The 19,521-nt window shown below is 39.5% G+C and carries 15 protein-coding genes; 4 read left to right on the plus strand and 11 right to left on the minus strand.

What is annotated here, in order from left to right:
- Nucleotides 1–94 precede the first annotated feature (94 nt).
- Entirely contained in the window at nt 95–301 is a 207-nt protein-coding gene (locus EV194_RS11610) for a VOC family protein (protein ID WP_262708665.1), read from the plus strand.
- A gap of 15 nt (nt 302–316) precedes the next feature.
- The gene (locus tag EV194_RS11615; RefSeq protein WP_132434211.1) at nt 317–679 is read left to right on the plus strand and encodes a DUF2200 domain-containing protein; all 363 of its coding nucleotides are present in this window, start codon (nt 317–319) and stop codon (nt 677–679) included.
- Between the two features lie 10 nt (nt 680–689).
- On the opposite strand, the gene EV194_RS11620 is transcribed toward EV194_RS11615, so the two are convergent.
- The 7 genes from EV194_RS11620 to EV194_RS11650 form a co-directional block, all read right to left on the minus strand.
- Nucleotides 690–1,142, minus strand: coding sequence for a MarR family winged helix-turn-helix transcriptional regulator (locus EV194_RS11620; RefSeq protein WP_132434212.1), 453 nt, complete (start codon nt 1,140–1,142; stop codon nt 690–692).
- Nucleotides 1,143–1,147: 5 nt separating this feature from the next.
- Entirely contained in the window at nt 1,148–1,630 is a 483-nt protein-coding gene (locus EV194_RS11625; protein WP_132434213.1) for a glutathione peroxidase, read from the minus strand.
- Nucleotides 1,631–1,837: 207 nt separating this feature from the next.
- Nucleotides 1,838–3,508, minus strand: a complete 1,671-nt coding sequence (locus EV194_RS11630; RefSeq protein ID WP_132434214.1) for a nucleoside kinase — start codon at nt 3,506–3,508, stop codon at nt 1,838–1,840.
- Nucleotides 3,509–3,600: 92 nt separating this feature from the next.
- Nucleotides 3,601–5,253, minus strand: a complete 1,653-nt coding sequence (locus EV194_RS11635; protein ID WP_132434215.1) for a cation:proton antiporter — start codon at nt 5,251–5,253, stop codon at nt 3,601–3,603.
- 81 nt (nt 5,254–5,334) lie between these two features.
- Nucleotides 5,335–8,214 carry an excinuclease ABC subunit UvrA gene (gene uvrA, locus EV194_RS11640; RefSeq protein WP_132434216.1) on the minus strand — a complete coding sequence of 960 codons (2,880 nt, stop codon included), beginning with the start codon at nt 8,212–8,214 and terminating at the stop codon, nt 5,335–5,337.
- Between the two features lie 98 nt (nt 8,215–8,312).
- The gene (locus tag EV194_RS11645) at nt 8,313–9,017 is read right to left on the minus strand and encodes a DUF3137 domain-containing protein (protein ID WP_165921877.1); all 705 of its coding nucleotides are present in this window, start codon (nt 9,015–9,017) and stop codon (nt 8,313–8,315) included.
- Nucleotides 9,018–9,392: 375 nt separating this feature from the next.
- A complete protein-coding gene (locus tag EV194_RS11650) occupies nt 9,393–10,367 on the minus strand; it encodes a lytic transglycosylase domain-containing protein (RefSeq protein ID WP_132434218.1) in 975 nt (324 codons plus the stop codon).
- A 240-nt stretch (nt 10,368–10,607) separates the two neighbouring features.
- Here EV194_RS11650 and rluF point away from each other — a divergent pair, with 240 nt between their 5' ends.
- Together rluF and EV194_RS11660 are read left to right on the plus strand one after the other, a co-directional pair.
- Nucleotides 10,608–11,345 (plus strand): 23S rRNA pseudouridine(2604) synthase RluF, encoded by a 738-nt coding sequence (gene rluF, locus EV194_RS11655; RefSeq protein WP_132434219.1) that lies wholly within the window; start codon nt 10,608–10,610, stop codon nt 11,343–11,345.
- A gap of 355 nt (nt 11,346–11,700) precedes the next feature.
- Entirely contained in the window at nt 11,701–12,975 is a 1,275-nt protein-coding gene (locus EV194_RS11660; protein ID WP_132434220.1) for a DUF4861 family protein, read from the plus strand.
- 104 nt (nt 12,976–13,079) lie between these two features.
- On the opposite strand, the gene EV194_RS11665 is transcribed toward EV194_RS11660, so the two are convergent.
- The 4 genes from EV194_RS11665 to EV194_RS11680 all read right to left on the minus strand — a co-directional run bounded on the left by EV194_RS11665 (nt 13,080) and on the right by EV194_RS11680 (nt 19,501).
- Nucleotides 13,080–13,445, minus strand: coding sequence for a hypothetical protein (locus tag EV194_RS11665; protein ID WP_132434221.1), 366 nt, complete (start codon nt 13,443–13,445; stop codon nt 13,080–13,082).
- 268 nt (nt 13,446–13,713) lie between these two features.
- Nucleotides 13,714–14,757, minus strand: a complete 1,044-nt coding sequence (locus EV194_RS11670; protein WP_132434222.1) for a T9SS type A sorting domain-containing protein — start codon at nt 14,755–14,757, stop codon at nt 13,714–13,716.
- Between the two features lie 48 nt (nt 14,758–14,805).
- Nucleotides 14,806–16,884 carry a glycoside hydrolase family 53 protein gene (locus EV194_RS11675; RefSeq protein ID WP_132434223.1) on the minus strand — a complete coding sequence of 693 codons (2,079 nt, stop codon included), beginning with the start codon at nt 16,882–16,884 and terminating at the stop codon, nt 14,806–14,808.
- Nucleotides 16,885–16,951: 67 nt separating this feature from the next.
- The gene (locus EV194_RS11680) at nt 16,952–19,501 is read right to left on the minus strand and encodes a glycoside hydrolase 5 family protein (protein ID WP_132434224.1); all 2,550 of its coding nucleotides are present in this window, start codon (nt 19,499–19,501) and stop codon (nt 16,952–16,954) included.
- Nucleotides 19,502–19,521 lie beyond the last annotated feature (20 nt).

Raw genomic sequence — 19,521 nt, forward strand, 5'->3', positions numbered from 1 at the left:
CTGTCCGGATAATTCCAGAACGCATGTCCGGATATTACCGGAATGCCTGCCCGGATAATTCCAGAACGGGTGTCCGGATGCCTCCGGATTTTGCATGTGCGGACAGGGTGAGGCCATAAATGGAAATTCCGTGCAATTAAGCCTGAATTGTAGCAGCGAGGATGAAATCAAAACGCTTTATAATCATCTATCCGAAGGAGGAGAAATTGTAAGTGAATTAAAAAAAGAATTCTGGGGCAGTTTGTTTGCCATGGTAATCGATAAATTTGGTGTAAGATGGATGCTCTCTTATGAGTATTGATTTAATTAATAAGCAATGAAGACAACACCTGAACATGATGAGCGAATGGCTAAAATGACATTCGCCTCAGTCTATCCCCACTACATAACAAAGGTTGAAAGCAAAGGAAGAACCAAAGAAGAGTTGCATCAGGTTATTGAGTGGCTTACCGGCTTCAATGATGAAAAAATTAATGAGCTGGCAGAATCAGATGTAACATTCGAAACATTTTTTAGCGAGGCAAACCTTAACAAAAATTCGCATTTAATAAAGGGGACAATTTGTGGATATCGCATAGAGGAAATTACAAACCCTTTAACCCAAAAAGTACGTTATTTGGATAAGTTGGTGGATGAGTTGGCAAATGGCCGCAAGATGGAAAAAATATTACGGGATTAAATATCACAATCTAACCTTTGCGAGGTTTATCTAAAAGTGAAATGAGACTATTCAAAGTATTTTTTAATTCCATGAGTATATTCAAATCAATGCTTTCATCATTGATTTTTTCAATCAGTTGAAGAGGTATCGATGCAGCTTTTTCACGCATTTTTTTGCCTTTATCGGAAAGGCTTATCAGAACCTTCCGCTCGTCACTATTAGAACGAACCCTTTTGATCAACCCCAATGCCTCCATTCTTTTTAATAGAGGTGTAACAGTATTGGTATTGAGAATCAGTTTTCCGGAAATTTCATTTACAGTAATTTCATCAGTTTCCCACAATACCATTAAAACCAGATATTGGGGATATGTAATCCCCAATTTATCCAGAAACGGCTGATATTCCCTGATGATGAGACGTGACGCGGCATATACAGGGAAGCAAAGTTGGTTTTCAAGTTTCAGCTGATCGTATTCCATCTTAACTATTTTAGAATTTCTGACAGATATTTGTCAATCTTTTCAGGCTTGGTAAAAGGTGAAAACCGTTTCATCGGTTTTCCGTTTTTATCAACCAGAAATTTAGTAAAATTCCATTTTATTTTACTTCCAAAAACTCCTCCTAACTTCATTTTCAAAAACCGATACAATGGGTGAGCATTGTCGCCATTTACCTCAACTTTTGAAAACATTGGAAAAGTAACTCCATAATTCATCAAACAACCCTCAGATATGGATTTTTCATCTCCAGGCTCCTGATTTCCAAATTGATTACAAGGAAAACCCAAAATCACCAATCCTTTGTCCTTGTATTTTTGATAGAGGTTCTCCAATCCTTCAAACTGCGGCGAAAGGCCGCATTTACTCGCTGTATTCACAACCAAAATGGTTTTGCCTTTATACTCTTCCATGCTTATTTCCTTACCTTGTAGGGAAATTGCGTTAAAATTGTAGATTAATGATTCCATGATTATTTTTTATCGCTTACGTTTATATCGTTCACGATACAAATGTACAAAAAATATATCGCATGCGATATATTTTTTGTTATAAATCTTTTCACTATTGACCTACTAATTAATATAGATTATCATCGTAAAAGAACTTAGCCGAACAGTAGTGAAATCTTTTTCGGTTAAAACTAAACCTTATTTAAAACAAACATATTCAAATCATTAATAGGAAAAGCTACTTCCACCCAAAAACTCCCTTAAAATGGAAGTCGGAGGAATTCCGTTGAGTTGCATGGGTTTAAAATAGCTAAAAAACTTAAGTAAACGTGTTGCTTCAGAGTATTCCGGCTGATTGGCTTGAACTTCCAGTAGAATAGGTTCGGCAAAAGGCTTAAGCACAGCGAACTCGTACAATAGTGCTGTGTTAAACATCACGTCGGCCTCTTCCTGATAAGGGAAAATATGTTTCTCCTCACCCCGGCGCACGCTTGCCCACCTTGAAATGGTATCCTGTGCTGAATATTTACGGTATTTATAATCACGAACAATTCGTCGTATCAGACGATTATCGGTGGTTGGAATTCGTGTATGATCATCAATATTAATACCGGTTAGTGCAGAAACATAAACCTTATATTTGGCATCATCAGGTACAGAAGGTGTCAACGAAGGATTAAGACCATGAATTCCCTCTATAATAAGGATATTCTCACTTCCCATTCTTAGTTTTTCGCCGTCGTAATATCGTTCGCCTGTTTCAAAAGAAAAACGTGGAATTTCAACTTCTTCACCCTCTAACAAAGCTACCAGATGCTCATTAAACAATTTTAAATCAATGGCCTCCAATGCTTCAAAGTCATAATCACCATTTTCATCCAACGGAGTGTTTTCGCGGTTTACAAAATAGTTATCCAGCGAAAGATTTAAAGGCTTTATTCCCGAAACCAGCAGTTGCACAGCCAAACGTTTTCCGAAGGTTGTTTTTCCACTGGACGAAGGCCCACTGATTAAGACTATTTTAATCTTATTCTTACGTGCAGCAATTCTATCGGCAATTTGAGAAATCTTCTTTTCATGAAGCGCTTCTGTAACTTTAATGAGGGTCTCAGATTTTCCATTGCCTGCAGCTTTATTTAAATCACTGATTTTGGTCACGTTCAGAATCTTATTCCATTGGCTGAACTCCCTGAAAATCTCAAACAATTTGTTTTGTATCACCAAATCTTCAACAACTTCGGGATTGTAAGATTTTGGCACACGAAGTAACATTCCATTGTAGTATTTATTCAGGTCGAAAACTTTAAGATAGCCGGTAGATGGAACCATAAAACCATAGAAGACTCCAATGTGCTCTCCCATTTTGTAATAAGAAGTATAATATTGACCACGGTGCTTTATAAGGTCAATTTTATCACAAAGTCCATGCTCATCAAAAAGCCTGACAACCTCTTCGGTCTCCTCCTTCTTTTTCTCAATAGGAATATTTCTTTCAACAATTTCCCGCATTTTTGCGGCCAAGTCGATTGTCATTTGCACTGTTAGCTCGCATTCAAGATTATCCAGTTCACAGTAAAACCCTTTACTTACAGAATGCTCTATGCGTAAACGTGCGCCAGGATACATCTCCTGAACCGCAGCATAAAGTACGAAAGAGAGACTTCGGATGTACATTCTCATGCCATCCACATGAGTTACATCAATAAAACGAACTGTTTTGGGTTGAAAAAATTCATAACCGGCATTACGAAGGCGATTGTTCACCAATGCGCCCAATATTGGGTTTGAAAGGTTTACTTTGAGTTTCTCGGCGGCTTCCAGTAAAGTGGTGCCTCGTGGCACCATGATTTCTTTATTATTGTTCAAACACTTAATCTTTATCTCTTTTGTGGTCATGGTATCGTTGTTTATAAAAATTTCCTATTTTTTATGTGTGTCTCACCGGTTGATTTGAAGCCATTCATTGAGTGAAATCCGGATTGATTCTGCTAAATCAATTTCTTCAAGTAATCCTGGTAAAAATTATTTGCTGCCATGTAATGGGGTCTGAGAACTTGTTCAGCGCCACATACACTAAGCAATTTATGGCTTTCGTCACTCGCAGCCGTTAAATATACCCTTCCTTCATAGCCTTCATGCCTTAACGATTTCATCAATTGTATGGAATGATTATAATCCGCCACCGAACTGACAATGATTCGAGCATCCTTATGAGGCATCTGGTGCAATAAATCAGGGTCTTCCATATCTCCGTAAATGATATCCCGCCCTCGTTTCTGCTCCTTTTTTACCACCTCAGGGTCAAAATCAACCACCAGGTAATTGAACTCAGGATGTTCATCCAAATTTTCTGCAAGTTTCTTACCAAAACGCCCCAACCCGATTAAAATTAAATCATACTTCTTTTGCATTGAGGAGACTTCCTCGTTTTCTCTGAAAGGATTCTTCCTTTCAAAGATGCTTAAAACAGGTGAAATATAACCATAAATCTGGTGGGAATAGAGTATCAAATAGGTTGATAAACCAATGGTTATCAACCCAACTAATGTAATCAGTCCAACTATCTCTTCAGTAATGTGCCCCACATAAAGTCCCAGTCCGGCGAAAATCAGCGAAAATTCGCTGATTTGAGCAACCGTTAAACCAGCCAGAAAAGAAGTCCGTTTGCGATATCCCATAATCCCCATAATTATCAGAACGATGATGGGGTTTCCAATCAATACAAAAATCGAAAAAATAAAGGCTGGTGTAATTTGACTACTGATAACCGACATGTCCAACTCCAATCCCAGCAGAACAAAAAAGAATAACAACAGAAAATCCCGCAAGCTCACCAGCCTGCTGCTGATGACATCTTTAAATGGCGAAGAGGCAAGACTTACCCCGGCTAAAAACGCACCTACTTCTCCACTGAACCCAATCAATTCTCCGGTAGCTGTAAAAGCAACAGCCCAGGCAATGGCAAAAAGAGTCAGCAACTCCTGTGACTTGGCCAAAAAAGCACTCAGCCATGGAATGACCCATTTCATGGCAACAACCGTCACTACCAACAGTCCGATGCCCGAAAAGAACGTTTTAATCACATCGTTTGTGAGCGATGCCTCCTCGCTCCTGCCCATTGCAGAAAGAATAATCATCACCAGAATCACAACAATATCCTGCACAATCAGAAACCCGATGGCGATTTGACCGTGTAATGAATCAATCTCCTTTTTGTCGGATAAAAGCTTAACAATGATGATGGTGCTGGAAAAAGTCAGTGCTACTGCAATATAAAAACTGTGCAGGGAAGAAAAGCCAAGCGCCAGTCCAATGAAATACCCAAAAAGAGAGGTAAACAAAACCTGTCCCATACCAGTGAGCAGCGCAACTTTTCCCACCGATTTTATAATTCTGAGGTCGAGTTTTAACCCTACAATAAAGAGGAGGACAGCAATGCCAATTTCAGCCAGCAGATGTATGTTATCTTTTGAAGAGACGATATCAAGTGCAGAAGGTCCAACGATTATTCCAAGCGCAATAAAAACAACGATTAACGGTTGTTTTAAAAGCTGCCCTATTGCTCCGAGCATTGCAGCCAGAGCCAGTATGATGGCAAATTCGTAAAAAGGGTTTTCAGAAATTGATGAAATCCATTCCATCCGGAAATTTTTAATTAATATCGTTCATCGGGAAGCAATACCTCAAAATACAGATTTGAAGCCAATTCTCCAATACCATTCCTAGCTTTTTTTCTGAAGTTGAAATTCCGGCTCCTGAAGCAAAAACTCACCCGTATAACTATTCTTTACTTTAATGATCTCTTCAGGTGTACCACTGAAAACAAGCTCTCCGCCCATGCTTCCTCCTTCGGGACCTATATCTATTAGATAATCAGCTGCTTTTACCACATCCATGTTGTGTTCAATAACAATCACGGTATTTCCCCTGTCCACCAACTGATTAAGCACATCAAGTAATACCCTGATGTCTTCAAAATGAAGCCCTGTGGTTGGTTCATCAAGAATGTAGATGGTTTTACCCGTGTCCTTTTTAGCCAGTTCCGAAGAGAGTTTAACACGTTGCGACTCCCCACCCGACAAGGTTGTTGACGATTGACCCAGTTTGATATAACCCAACCCAACTCTTTGCAGCATTTTAACTTTATTTTGCAAAGAAGGAATATTTTCAAAGAATTCTACCGCTTGATTGATGGTCAAATTAAGTACATCGCTGATGGATTTTCCCTTATAGCGAACCTCCAGTGTTTCGCGATTGTAGCGTTTCCCGCTACAATCGGGACACTCCACCATAACATCCGGAAGAAAATTCATTTCAATAACCTGAACACCTCCTCCCTTACAGGTTTCGCATCGTCCCCCAGCCACATTAAAGGAAAAACGGCCAGGTTTATATGCCCTTATTTTTGCCTCCGGCAGTTCAGCAAAAAGTTTTCTAATTTCATCAAAAATTTTGGTATAGGTTGCCGGGTTTGAACGCGGCGTTCTGCCAAGCGGCGATTGATCCACATCCACTACTTTATCCACATGCTCAAGCCCTTTAACCGACTTAAAGGCCAAAGGCTCCTTAACCCCGTTATAAACGTGCTTGTTCAGAATTGGATAAAGCGTTTCGTTTACCAAAGTAGATTTCCCACTTCCCGAAACACCCGTCACACAAATAAATTTCCCCAAAGGAAAAGCGACATCAATACTTTTCAGATTATTGCCGGATGCACCTTTAATTACAACAGATTTGCCGTTGCCTTCACGCCTCTTTGCCGGCATCAGAATGCTTTTCTTTCCTGTGAGATAATCGGCAGTGAGCGATTTGGAATTAAGAATCTGCAAAGGCGTTCCCTGCGCCACCACTTCGCCGCCAAAACGACCGGCTCGCGGCCCCATATCAATCACATGGTCGGCTGCCATCATCATATCCCGGTCGTGTTCAACAACCAAAACCGAATTTCCGGTATCGCGCAATTGTTTAAGAGAATCAATTAACCGATGATTATCACGTTGATGAAGTCCGATGGACGGTTCATCCAAAATGTAAAGGACATTCACCAACTGAGAACCAATTTGGGTAGCAAGGCGAATGCGTTGGCTTTCGCCTCCTGAAAGCGTCATAGCACCCCTGTCCAGCGCGAGATAATCCAATCCCACATCCACCATAAACCCAAGTCGGGAACGAATCTCCTTTAAGATTTCTGCTGCAATCAGCTTTTGCTTATCAGATAGTCTTTCCTCTATACCCGTGAACCACTCCTTTAAAACAGAGAGATCCATCTTCGAAAGCTCGGCAATATTTTTTCCACCTATTCGAAAATGCAATGCCTCTTTGTTCAACCTCAGGCCGCTACATTCGGGACACTTTTTATGTGCAATGTATTGATTGGCCCACCGCTTTGCACTGGCTGAACTTTCGTTTGATTGTTGTTCAAGAATGTATTTAATCACCCCATCGAAGCTTAGAAAATAGTTGGACGTGGTTCCAAGCGGGGTGTTTTTCAATGTCAATGGCTCGTTGGTTCCATAGAGGATGGCTTCAAGGCCATCCTCCGGTATGTTTTCGATGGATGTTTTTAATGTAAAGCCAAATTTTTCGGCAATGGCTTCCAATTGCCAAAATATCAGCGAGTTTTTGTACTTCCCAAGTGCATCAATCCCACCACGATAAATGCTCAGTTTGGGATCGGGAATGATTTTCTGCATGTCGGCCTCATCAACCATGCCCAACCCTTTACATTTTTGGCAGGCGCCCTGCGGCGAGTTAAAGGAGAACGAGTGAGGCGCGGGTTCGTTATATGCAATTCCGGTTACAGGACACATCAACAAGCGACTGAAATAACGTGGCTCTTCGCCATCTTTCTCAATAACCATCATGGTGTTGCGACCCTGTTTCATGGCAAGTTTTACCGATTCCTCCAGTCGCTTCCGATCTTTTGGCTCAACCCTGAGCTTATCCACAACCACTTCTATGAAGTGGTTTTTATAGCGATCTACCTTCATGCCATGACGAATCTCTTTGATTTCACCATCGACACGTACATAAAGAAACCCTTTTTTCCGAATCTGCTCAAACAGCTCTTTGTAGTGCCCCTTTCGGCCTTTCACCATGGGTGAAAGGATGTAAACGTTCTTCCCCTCGAATCGAGATAAAATTAAATCAAGAATCTGCTGATCGGTGTATTTCACCATTTTCTCCCCCGACAAATGGGAATAAGCCTCCCCTGCCCTGGCATAAAGAAGCCGGAGAAAATCATAAATTTCAGTAATGGTACCAACGGTGGAGCGTGGGTTTTTACCCGTGGTTTTTTGCTCAATGGAGATGACCGGACTCAGTCCGGTAATTTTATCCACATCCGGACGTTCCATCCCCCCAAGAAACTGGCGTGCATAGGCCGAAAATGTTTCAATATACCGACGCTGGCCTTCGGCATATATGGTATCAAATGCAAGGGATGATTTTCCACTGCCGCTTAAACCGGTGATTACAACCAATTCGTTGCGTGGAATTGAAACATCAATATTCTTGAGATTGTGCACCCTGGCACCCAGTACATCTATTCTTTCGGCATCGGTTACAACCGGCTGAGATAACGCAGATCCGTCCTTTTGCATATTTTGCTCGTCTAAAAAAATCAATCTGCAAAGATAAGGATTTTAAAGCGTTTTTTGTTTGATGGAGGTTGGAGTTTTATAGTAAAGTGGTTGACAATTTAAGCCCAGATTCGTGTATTCAAATCTAAATCTTTTACGATGCCTGTTATCAGTTCAAGATAGATATAATCATTTTTTAATAACTGCTTATCGTTTATAGGACTTAATATAGAAGGTTCAAAAAGATTTACACCCGAAGGAATGGCAACATACAGATAGTTTTCAATGAACGAAAATGAAACCGGGGTATTAAGTTTTTTCTTGTAATTCAACATCCTTTCCATAAGAGCGGGCGTGAGTTTATAGCGCGCATCAATTTGGTCTTCTCCAATTACAAGAAATTTCTCATTAAACTCAATATTCTCCAGATTGATATAAGCCGGATTGTCCATCGATTTAAAAAGATTTAATCGAGCCTTTCTGAATAATGTTCTTTCACGGCGATTTACCACCACTGTTTTTGTTCTAAATTTTTTGTTAAATAAAACTACAATAAAAAATCCTTTAAAAATCGGACTTTGGTCGTTTAAATTATAAGCCTTTACTTCTGAAAAACATACATCAATATTACTTACTTTACAACTGACGAAGTCTTCACCAGAATGCCAATAAACATATTTTCTAAAAAGCAGGCTTTTTCGAAGGAGATTAATATTTACTCTCTGATTGGGAACATACCTTAAATCATCGTAGAAGTATTCCAACAATCTCAACACAATCTCATTTTTAAATCTAGGTCGCAATTCCTTAACTGCTTCATTCATATCGTCAAAAAGGTCTGTGACAAACAGAATTGGCAATGTTAAAAATAATATTAGTAGAAAAACATCATTCAATATCCCAATTATAAAGATACCAACTGATAGTATACTCAAAATTATGTAGAACCGATATTTTTTAAATCTTTTCTTTCTTATCTCCTCTAAAGAATCCAATACAGGTCGAAGTGTATCAAAAATCTCATCAAAGTTCTTTTTACTCGTCTGCATATTTTAGGTTATAAGGTTAATCATCAGAGTACAGATTTTCAAAATAATTTTTCGTATGAACCAAACAGTTATAACAGTAAGAATTTAAAACTCACGCTAACTGAATTCATAAGCATGAAATTGAGATTTCATCCTAACGAGAAGATCTCTCTACTCCACCACCCCAAAAATAAACGCACCCTGTTTTGGAAGTTTTAGGGTATATTTTCTGCCTGAACTGTTGGTCAGGAATGTCTCCCTTAACCAAGGGTTTAAATCTTTAAGCTCTTTATAAGTGGTGTTGTGTTCTATAGCAAAATCGGCAAAGTCGGCAATGGCTCCGTTAACTTCAAAATCATACGTTTCAATGGGGTAATACAAATCATCTTCGCCAAGGTGAAAGCCAAACTCATGTGGTTTAGACAGTATTTCTTTAATGGCAAGTATTCGGAAAACATAGCGGGCTGTTTCTTCAACCAGCAAAAGATCGTAATAGCAATCGGCTTTTTGACGAGTCATTTGTCTGGTAATTCCACGGTTTCCGGCATTATAAGCAGCAGCAGCCAGTGTCCATGAACCAAAACGCTCATAAGAATCCTTTAAGTAACGAGCCGCAGCAACAGTACTTTTTTCAAGGTGATAGCGCTCGTCAACTTCCCGATTAACTTCCAATCCATAATCGCGGGCGGTTCCGGCCAAAAATTGCCATACTCCCACTGCTCCTGCGGGTGATACTGCACGCTCCAAAAATCCGCTCTCTATCAATGCCAGATATTTGAAATCATCGGGTACGCCTTCTGCTTCGAGTATTGGTTCGATGACCGGGAAATACCTGTTGGCTCTTTTTATTAGCAGTAATGTTTGTGATTGCCAGTAAGTATTCACCAACATCTCTCTATCATAGCTCTCTCTGACGTAAGTGCGTTCCAAAGGAACGCGCTCCCCGGCAAAATTAAGCGAATCGGGAATAGGTAAAGCATGAATGCTATAGTTTTGCTTAAACAGACTCATTTCAACATCATCACCAATTGGCATATTAACCGGAGGTGAGGACTGAACAAACAGATTAAACACTAAAACGATGGCAATGACTGATGTGGAAACGGAAAGAACCTTCAGCACGGGGAACTCAATACTCTTACTCATACACTATATTAATCCAAAATTTCAAATCACAATTCTTATCTCTCACTAACATTGGTACGCCAGGATAACAACGATGTTACAAAAAAAGAAGGAATTCGGTTTTTGTCTGTATCACTATCATTTGCAAACCAACCCAAAGCTACAGGAAAATTAGTAATTTTGCCAAAGAAAAAGCGAAAAGAATTTTGCATGTGGCAAAACTTGCTCAATCACATATCATATTAACCAAAAATATTAATTTTGGAACCAGTAAGAATCAATAAATACCTCAGCGAAACAGGCTTTTGTTCCCGACGAAAAGCCGATGAACTTATTGAAGCAGGCAAAGTAACCATAAACGGGAAAGTTCCTGAAAAAGGAACCAAAGTTAATCCCGATGATGAAGTGCGGGTAAATGGAAAATTAATCGCCGATTCGGGAAAGAAGCATGTTTATATTGCATTTAATAAACCCATTGGAATTGTCTGCACCACCGACACCAAACGGGAGAAAAACAACATTGTGGATTTCATTAAACATCCGCAAAGGATTTTTCCCATCGGACGGCTTGATAAACCCAGTCAGGGTCTTATTCTTTTAACGAGTGATGGCGATATTGTAAACAAAATATTGCGTGCCCGCAATAATCATGAAAAAGAATACGTTGTTACGGTTAATAAGCCCATCACCAGGGAGTTTTTAAGACGAATGAGTGAGGGTGTGCCTATTTTGGATACCATAACACGAAAGTGTTATGTTGAGCAAATTAATTCTCAATCATTTAAAATCATACTTACCCAAGGGTTAAACAGGCAAATCAGGCGAATGTGCGAATATTTAGGTTATAATGTAACCGCACTGAAAAGAGTAAGAATTATGAATATTCATCTGGATTTACCTGTGGGAAAATGGCGAAACCTGACTGCAAAGGAGCTGAACGAGCTGAACCGACTAGTTTCAGACTCAGCAAAAACTCATGGCAACCAATCGTCAGAATAGTTTAAATCTAATTAGTAGCTGCTGCGAAAACGCCCAGAAATAGCAATCAACCTTCTTCCCCCCTTAATCCCCGTTCGGCTGAGCTCACGTCGAAGCCAAGGGGGAAAAACCTAACAGACAGCGCGTCGAAATCCTTCCCTTTAGGCTTCGGTGTGAGCTCAGTCGAACACTCAGTCGAACACTCAGTCGAACGGGGAGTTAGAGGGGCGAGGGTGTGATTAGACGAGTTTTCGTGGAGACTCTAATTATAAAAAACGCAGCTAACTTGCGGAGTCAACCGCATGGTTAAGCAACGACTTATCATACTAACAACCAAATAAATAATGAATTATAATCATCACTAATTTATCCAACTATGAAAAAACTTCTCCTATTTTTTCTTGTGGCATTGTTTGTCGCAAGTTGTTCTCACCCTTCGGACAATAGGTTAATCCGAAATAGCAATCAACTCTTCTACATTGAAGTTGAAAACCCAACAAATACAGCGATTACCGGAGTACATGAGATATCCCTCACAACTGATCAAAAAAGCACTCTAACGAATGCCACTGGAATGCTTTTTGCAAAAATCAATGATGAACTCAGTCCTTTGGAGTTATCTGACAACAATGCAGATGGAATAAAGAACGTTGCCGTATTTCAATCAACCATTCCGGCTGAGAGCAGCGTTATCGTCTCCATCTTTGAAGCATCTGATGATGCGATCATTGACTTTGAGAAAAAAACGCAAGCCGAGCTTTGGCATCGTACCACCGGCAACTGGCGTGACGGCAGATATCGTGGTGGTGGGAACTTTTTCAGATTTGATTCTTTAAGAGTTCCTGACGGATTTACCGATCATACCTACTTTATTAAATATGAAGGTCCCGGCTGGGAATCTGACAGGGTTGGATACAGAATGTATCTGGATTGGAGAAATGCCAATGATGTATTTGGCAAAAAAGTGACAGATATGGTTCTACAAGACGTTGGAGTAGATGGTTTTGAGTCGTATCACCATATGGATGACTGGGGTATGGACGTATTAAAAGTTGGAAGATCGCTGGGAATTGGTTCTATCGGTTGGTTTGATGGTGAAAAGGCCATTCGAGTAGAAACTACCGACAGCGTGATGTGTAAAATAGAAGCCGATGGTTTTATCCGCTCACAGGTAAAGCTATGGTATTATGGCTGGCAAACCGGCGACACAAAAAACAACCTCATTTCATTGAAAACCATTGATGCCGATAGCAGAATGACCCGTGAGTTTCTGAAATTTGAAATTCCCCAGGAGAATGTTTGTACCGGATTTATCATTGAAAATGGGATCGATATGTTTGAAATGAGAGGGAAGAATGGTGAATGGAGAGCCATTGCATCCTGGGGACAACAAAGTTTGGCCAGTGATAATATGGGCCTTGCTGTATTGTATCCTTCAAGTCAAAATGGCAAAGTAAAGCGTGATGCATTGAACCATCTTGTGGTGTTTGAAAAACCCTTAAAAGAAGTTGAGTACTATTTTCTGGCCGCCTGGGAACAGGAGCCCGGCGGAATAACAACCTTACTGGAATTTAAAGAATATCTGCAAAAAACGCTGAATCAACTAGAAGTGAATCTGGCTTTTGCCACAATATCCGATATTAAGAACTAATGGGCTGTATATTCTAAATCACTACTGACCGGCTAATAATATTCACAATTACAGCACTTGAGGCATCCGATTGAAATTGCAAAGTCAATTTCTTTCGGATGTTTTTATTCCTGACCAGTACCATTTAGTTTTACTCTTGCAGCACGAACTTTTCTGATTGCCACTACAATAAACGATATTTTAAGAGCTATGCCTGTAAGGGTTATTGGTAATGTTATAAAACTTTGGGCGATGTTGTCCCGCAATTGTGCTCCAACTATTATTAATGTAATTCCTGCAAGAATTAAGAGCATCTCTTTACCAGGCCACAATTTGGCTTCCCGGTACATTAAAAAGAGGTATAAAATTTTGATAAGCCCTCCAACAGAGAATAACACACTGGTTAAAGTTGCATCAAATGCCAAAACTCTTAAAACAATTGCAACACCAATAAAACTCAACCCTACATATAGCAACCAGATACTTTTCATAAAAGAAGAATAACAATATTAAATAAGCAATTCGGAATCCTTGAAAACCCATCACAAAAAAAGACATAATAATCCGAAACCGCAAATATGTTAAAAATATTTTAAAACATCAAATACTTCACAAAATCAGATTGCAATCTAACAAATGCAATTGTTAAAACAAAGAAACATTCCTGTCAACTAGAACATAACGAACTGATAATAATCTATTATTATCAGTTCGTATTAAATTTGCCATCAATCTCCCACATCAATAATTGAATATGAATTACTTTATGGTAATCCTCTTTACTACTCGTTGGTCATCCAATTCTATTTCAACCAGATAAACACCGGCTGGAAGTGCTGAAACATTCAATAAAATCCCATCACCTGAAAAGGAATTAATTTGAGAAACAACTTTTCCTCCATTTACATTATAAATGGTAATGATGGCAGAACCATACGCTCCCGGCCATGCTACATTCAAAAACTCACTTGCCGGAACAGGGTACAATTCCACATTTAGAACTTCATGATTCTTTATAGACACAGGTGTTCCAATTGGGTCGCAACTTCCGAATAAAACCTCAACAGTTTTATCTGAGTCTGCTACCACTAACAAGCGATCTGTATCCCAGCCAAATACTGTTCCGGAAAGTGCACACTCTTCAGGAACCGTTTCACGATATTCTTCCTCCCAGTTATTGTGTCTCCAGAACGCATAAGTATAATTCCCTTCGGGTATGGAAACTGTAGAGCTGAATACATCTGTTTCTCCTTCCCTGTGCAGTTCAACAAAATTCCAGTCGCCACCTCCAATTGCTGTAAAGTTGCCGGTAACAAATACCCCATTAGATATATCCTGTCCAGTCATATCAACTCTAAATGTTATATCAAATTTTACGACAGGATCTGGCGCTTCTGACCCAACAGGATCGCATCCTCCAAACATATATCCGTATGTTACAGGTTCATCAGGAACAGTGAAACCTCTATGGTTATCCCATTCTCCTGTCCAGCAAGCTTCTGGAACACTCTCACGTGTGTTCCAGTCATTGGCACTTAAAAAATAGTAAGTTTCAAGCACGCCAGGCGTTAGTTCCAGTTCAATAAAATACACATCTGTTTCTCCTTCTCTTGTCATTGGCAGTATTGACCATCCACCATTATCGGTAAAAGTACCACTAACAAACGCTTCAGAAACGCCCTGGCCGGTCATATCAACCCTTAATGTAACTGTAGTTGTTGCACTAACAGATAAAGATAAAAAGGCAACACATAGAGTCGTGAATACTGATTTCCAGCTAAATGTGGAGTAAAAATTTTTCATAAGACAATAATTTTAGGTTAAAATAAATAATATAAAGGGATGTATAAATCAACGCAAAATCACTTTATGTACCTCGGAGTTAATTCCGTTCGAAACATGCACAAAATGTAATCCTGAAGAGTTTATTGCAACAGGAACATCAACCATTCCATCATAAACTTTTGTTTTATAAAGTTTAGTTCCCATGCTGTTATACACAACTATGTCAAAATATGGATGTAATGATTGCAGATGAATGTGTATTTCTTTAAAGTTTTCTGAATTGGTTACAATGGCTAATTGATCATTAATCTGATTTAATTCTGCAGCAGATGTTAAACCAAACGTTTCACAACTGCTCCAAACATTTCTGACTATGGTGTCATTTCTACCCACAACAATACCTCGATCACTCCACTTTCCATGGCATTCGGCCGGAACAATCTCCCTGTAAGCACTGAGATTATCCCAATTACTGTTGGTCATGAAATAATATGCAAGAACATCATCACCCGGAGGCAATTGGGTAGTCCAGGAATAGATTCCATCACCTAAATGAGACATCTCCTCTATGGTCCATTCCGGTTGAGTTATTTCTCCCGTAATAAAAACTCCCCGTGACACATCCTGCCCGCTCATATCTACCATAAAGGTAACAGTAGGATTAATTTTGGTAATAACATCGCAGGAGCCAAAAACAAATTCATAAACAACATGACTATTGTCAACCTGATATTTGCGGTCAGTACCTTCCCAATTTGCACAACCTTCAGGAACCGTTTCACGGTTACTGATATCGTTATCATCTACAAAGAAATAACCTCCTTCACTCCCCACAGGTAAATAAGCAAATGTCCAGAAAACATTATTTCCCAAACTTTCCATTTTTAGAAGTTGCCCATTGGCCCAACTTCCCGATAAGTAAACGCCTCCTTCGATATTGCGCTCCTCCATATCTACCTTAAATGTTACTTTTCGGGAATTTGATACATTTTCATAAAATTCAGCATTGGTCCATCGACCGCCACCATTCTCCATGAAATTATTTTCTACAGGATCGAAAAACACCACATGGTCATGAGATGAACCAACTCCCCATGGCGTTCTACAGGGAGTGGATACCCAAGCAGGCTCCCAGAAAATGACTCCTATCCCTCCTGATCGTTTAACTTCTCGGGTATAATCTACCATGTATTCAAGTTGTTTTAATGGAGTAACAGGAAGGTATTCAGGATCTGGTGTGTTTATGATATTGCCCAGATAATCGAAATTTTCAGTAGTCCATAAATATCCGGTCTCTACTACCATCACATCGTATTGGGACCATCGATTTCGCATGGATCTGATGGTAATACCAAGATCGGCAATGCTATATCCATGCCAGGCGTAATAATAAGACAAGCCAATGATATCAAAATCAGTTACGCCGTTATCTATCAGTCGCTGATACCAGTTTATTGAATTTCGGATGTTGGAAAAATGCAGTGCAACCCGGGGATTGACTGATGCATCAGCACCAACATCTCTAACGGCTCGGATGCCTGCATTGAAAAGTCTGGCATGACGTGACCAGCTATCAGAAACCGACCCTGAAATCTGAAAATTATCCGACAACGCGGTATGACGTAAAATACCGGCGTTATTTTCATTTCCAATTTTAACAATTTCAGGCATTAAATCATCTTCATCCAAAGCCAACAAAACCTTTGAAACATAATTATAAACCGAATCGGCCAACAAATCAACATTGTTTGCAACACCAAGCCATGCCGAAGGTATTAATTGTTGTCCCGGATCGGCCCAAAAATCAGACAAATGAAAATCGAGCATAACCTCCATTCCCTCAGCCTTTGCACGCATAATGGTGAGTTTTACATCCTCAAAATCGCTGTATTGCGATTTTACCCCTTCGGGTTGCGACAACCGGTTTTGCCAATCAGGGTTATGCCAAAGGCGCACACGAACCAAGTTGGTTCCCTGATCAGCAAAAATCCGGAAAGGGTCTTTGGGTATTCCATCTTCCTTAAAAACAGCACCACAATCTTCCATCTGATTAACATAGGAAAGATCATTGCCTCTATAAAATGTTTGTGCCGAAACAAATCCTGAGATTAATAACAATATTGGAATGTATATATTCTTATGCATTTTTTTGTTTGAATGATTAAAAACAGAGGTTTTACTTAGACATCATTTACAATTGGCTTCCAGCCATTTACTCCATCCAAATGGATTCAATCCAAAAATCCACTTCATCAATATTTCCTTGACGTATAGAGACCTGAACAGACTCCGCCTTTGCCGGATTGAACTGAAATAGATGTTCTGAGGATTGAAAATGTGGCAAATATTCAGGGTATGCGCCCGGTGTGACAGCAAATTCTGATTGAACCAAACTGTCCAACGAAATATGATAAATTGACTTTCCCGGGATGATATCCACTTCAACAGAATAAGCAATTCCATTGACATCAACCAACCCAACTATAATTGGCTGATAATCATTTAATTGAGTGTAAGCATTCAATACCAATTTTTTTGAATTTGCAATTCGGGAATTCCTGCCAGATAATAAATCACCGAAGAAGAATTTGAACGAATAATCTTTTCGGCTTCCCTTTTTCAAATTGCGATCCGGCAAATGATCCATTTTCAAATGTAACGCAGCATTCCTATTTCCCAATGGCTTTAATGAAACTCCCGGGTGCCAGATGCGTAGAGTTTCACTCCAATCATCTAAGGCAGACCAAACAAGAACAGGCTCTCCATCAGGAATAAATTTAATGGTATACAACGAGTGATCATAAAAGTCCCAATCACCGGGCTGTCCTTCCAAACCAGCAGGAAAACTTTTAATTTTCTCATTGAAAGTTAATACTATGTAATAATTTAATATTCCATGAACCAGATGATTTTCATATATATCAACTTTGTAAATATCTGCTCCCATATAAATTGCCTCAGTTCTGGTGCTGCCTCCATTTCCATACATAATAACTTCCACTTTCTGTGGGAGTTCAGGAGATATTACCTCGAAATGAATCGATGTTTTAGTTCCTACGCAAGCCTGAGACACGGTATTGTTTTTTATCATGATCTTTGACAAATCGGCTTTAGGTGCTACAAACTCGTTCATGCGAATATTACCCAATGCTTGAAAAGGAGAAAATTCCAGTACACTGTTTTTATTCTGAAGAATAAAAACGCCGGGAACAATTGAAAATGCCCTTTCTTTAGCTTCTGTATTATAATCATTACCATCATTAATAGCCGTTATAATAAAATCAGTTCCCAGGCACGGCAAATCCACCTTCATTTCACGTATGTTATAACTAACAGCCGCCACCTGGTTTTCCAAACTAACCCTACCATAGGGATCATCAATCCAATGGGCGTCAGGCATCACTTCCAATCTCCATGAGTCTTCACCAATTCTGTCCAGGAAATAGGCCCCTTTACCATCATAATTAATCAAAGGAGAATTGCCGTATCCGGCAATTTTTCTAAGGAGAGCAGGATTATCAGGTGTTGAGGTTGTATTATTTGAATAAAGAAAAGTCTCATTGGCAACCCACTCCACCAAATCGTTTTCATAATCAATTCTAAAACCTTCAAAATGGTTATTAACAGGATAGCCACCGTAGTTTGAATATCTTGGAATTTCGCGAAATACGGCTGAAGCAATTTTCAGACTTAAAGCTTTTTGAGGCGCATAAGGCAATGACATATAGTGAGTCCCGTAGTTGGTATTATAAGGAGCCAGAAACATGGCATCATAATCGAAATGTGTGGCTAACTGAATGCCAGCCTCACGAAAACTGCGAGCCATTGCAGGATACATGTAATTCCCTCCAACATCGGCTGGATCAAACTCATAAACGATTTTTGCCATTTTTTTAAACAGAGGATGATCTGCAAATGGGATATAGTATTCTCCAACATGCGGCAGAAAATTGCCATTAATTTGGCGATTTGCGACAAGGCCAGCCGGATACCATTGAAAAGTACCTCCTTGAACATCGGCATTTAAATAGGCATCTACAAGATGAATGCTATGACTCATGTTGTAGAAAATAGGAGTTTGGGTTCCTGTTTTTCGCATAGAACCAACCAATCGGTTTATATAATCGATAACCTCATCTACCGTTCCATCGTGGTGCGGCTCATTGCTTACTTCAAAAGCTATAATGTCAGGATCGTCTTTATAAGCTAATTCTGTGTAGGGGTTTACGTGATTTAAAAACTGATACAAATAATTCTCCTGTGCTTTAATGGCATCCGGATTAGTTAAACATCCCTCCTTCCCAAATTTTGTGGCAAAGCCGGGGGTATCAAAATCGGGTTCTGGCCAGCCATTTCCCCAAAAAGCAATGGGGGTAATGACGAATTTCATTCCCCGCTTTTTCATTTCGGCGACTGCAAAATCAAAAAGTCTAAGATGCTCATTTTGCAATAGATTTCCTTCCACATCAGAAATTTCAACATCCCAAACATGTACTCTGTATAAATCCAACCCAAGACGAGCAAAATGGTAAACATCCTGCTTTATGGCTTCTTCGTGTGAAATTCCCAATCGATTTGCCATGCGATACGCATGAGCAAAAGGAAGAGAGTAGTTTACACCAAATCCCATAATTTCGCTATCGTCGGCACTCCATCTTAAAACACCTTCATCATCAACGTAGGAACGATTAAAGTTTGATTCATTTCCCACCAAACAAAATACTGTAAGAAAACCTATGATTGATAATATAATTCTTTGCATTGTAAATGAATATACTGTTT

Origin of the sequence: Natronoflexus pectinivorans (genome assembly GCF_004345615.1) — a bacterium.
Classification (GTDB): domain Bacteria; phylum Bacteroidota; class Bacteroidia; order Bacteroidales; family Marinilabiliaceae; genus Natronoflexus; species Natronoflexus pectinivorans.

Coding starts and splice junctions, on each gene's coding strand:
- EV194_RS11610 (WP_262708665.1), top strand. CDS start 95: ATGTGCGGACAGGGTGAGGCCATAAATGGAAATTCCGTGCAATTAAGC.
- EV194_RS11615 (WP_132434211.1), top strand. CDS start 317: ATGAAGACAACACCTGAACATGATGAGCGAATGGCTAAAATGACATTC.
- EV194_RS11620 (WP_132434212.1), bottom strand. CDS start 1,142: ATGGAATACGATCAGCTGAAACTTGAAAACCAACTTTGCTTCCCTGTA.
- EV194_RS11625 (WP_132434213.1), bottom strand. CDS start 1,630: ATGGAATCATTAATCTACAATTTTAACGCAATTTCCCTACAAGGTAAG.
- EV194_RS11630 (WP_132434214.1), bottom strand. CDS start 3,508: ATGACCACAAAAGAGATAAAGATTAAGTGTTTGAACAATAATAAAGAA.
- EV194_RS11635 (WP_132434215.1), bottom strand. CDS start 5,253: ATGGAATGGATTTCATCAATTTCTGAAAACCCTTTTTACGAATTTGCC.
- uvrA (WP_132434216.1), bottom strand. CDS start 8,214: ATGCAAAAGGACGGATCTGCGTTATCTCAGCCGGTTGTAACCGATGCC.
- EV194_RS11645 (WP_165921877.1), bottom strand. CDS start 9,017: ATGAATGAAGCAGTTAAGGAATTGCGACCTAGATTTAAAAATGAGATT.
- EV194_RS11650 (WP_132434218.1), bottom strand. CDS start 10,367: ATGAGTAAGAGTATTGAGTTCCCCGTGCTGAAGGTTCTTTCCGTTTCC.
- EV194_RS11660 (WP_132434220.1), top strand. CDS start 11,701: ATGAAAAAACTTCTCCTATTTTTTCTTGTGGCATTGTTTGTCGCAAGT.
- EV194_RS11665 (WP_132434221.1), bottom strand. CDS start 13,445: ATGAAAAGTATCTGGTTGCTATATGTAGGGTTGAGTTTTATTGGTGTT.
- EV194_RS11670 (WP_132434222.1), bottom strand. CDS start 14,757: ATGAAAAATTTTTACTCCACATTTAGCTGGAAATCAGTATTCACGACT.
- EV194_RS11675 (WP_132434223.1), bottom strand. CDS start 16,884: ATGCATAAGAATATATACATTCCAATATTGTTATTAATCTCAGGATTT.
- EV194_RS11680 (WP_132434224.1), bottom strand. CDS start 19,501: ATGCAAAGAATTATATTATCAATCATAGGTTTTCTTACAGTATTTTGT.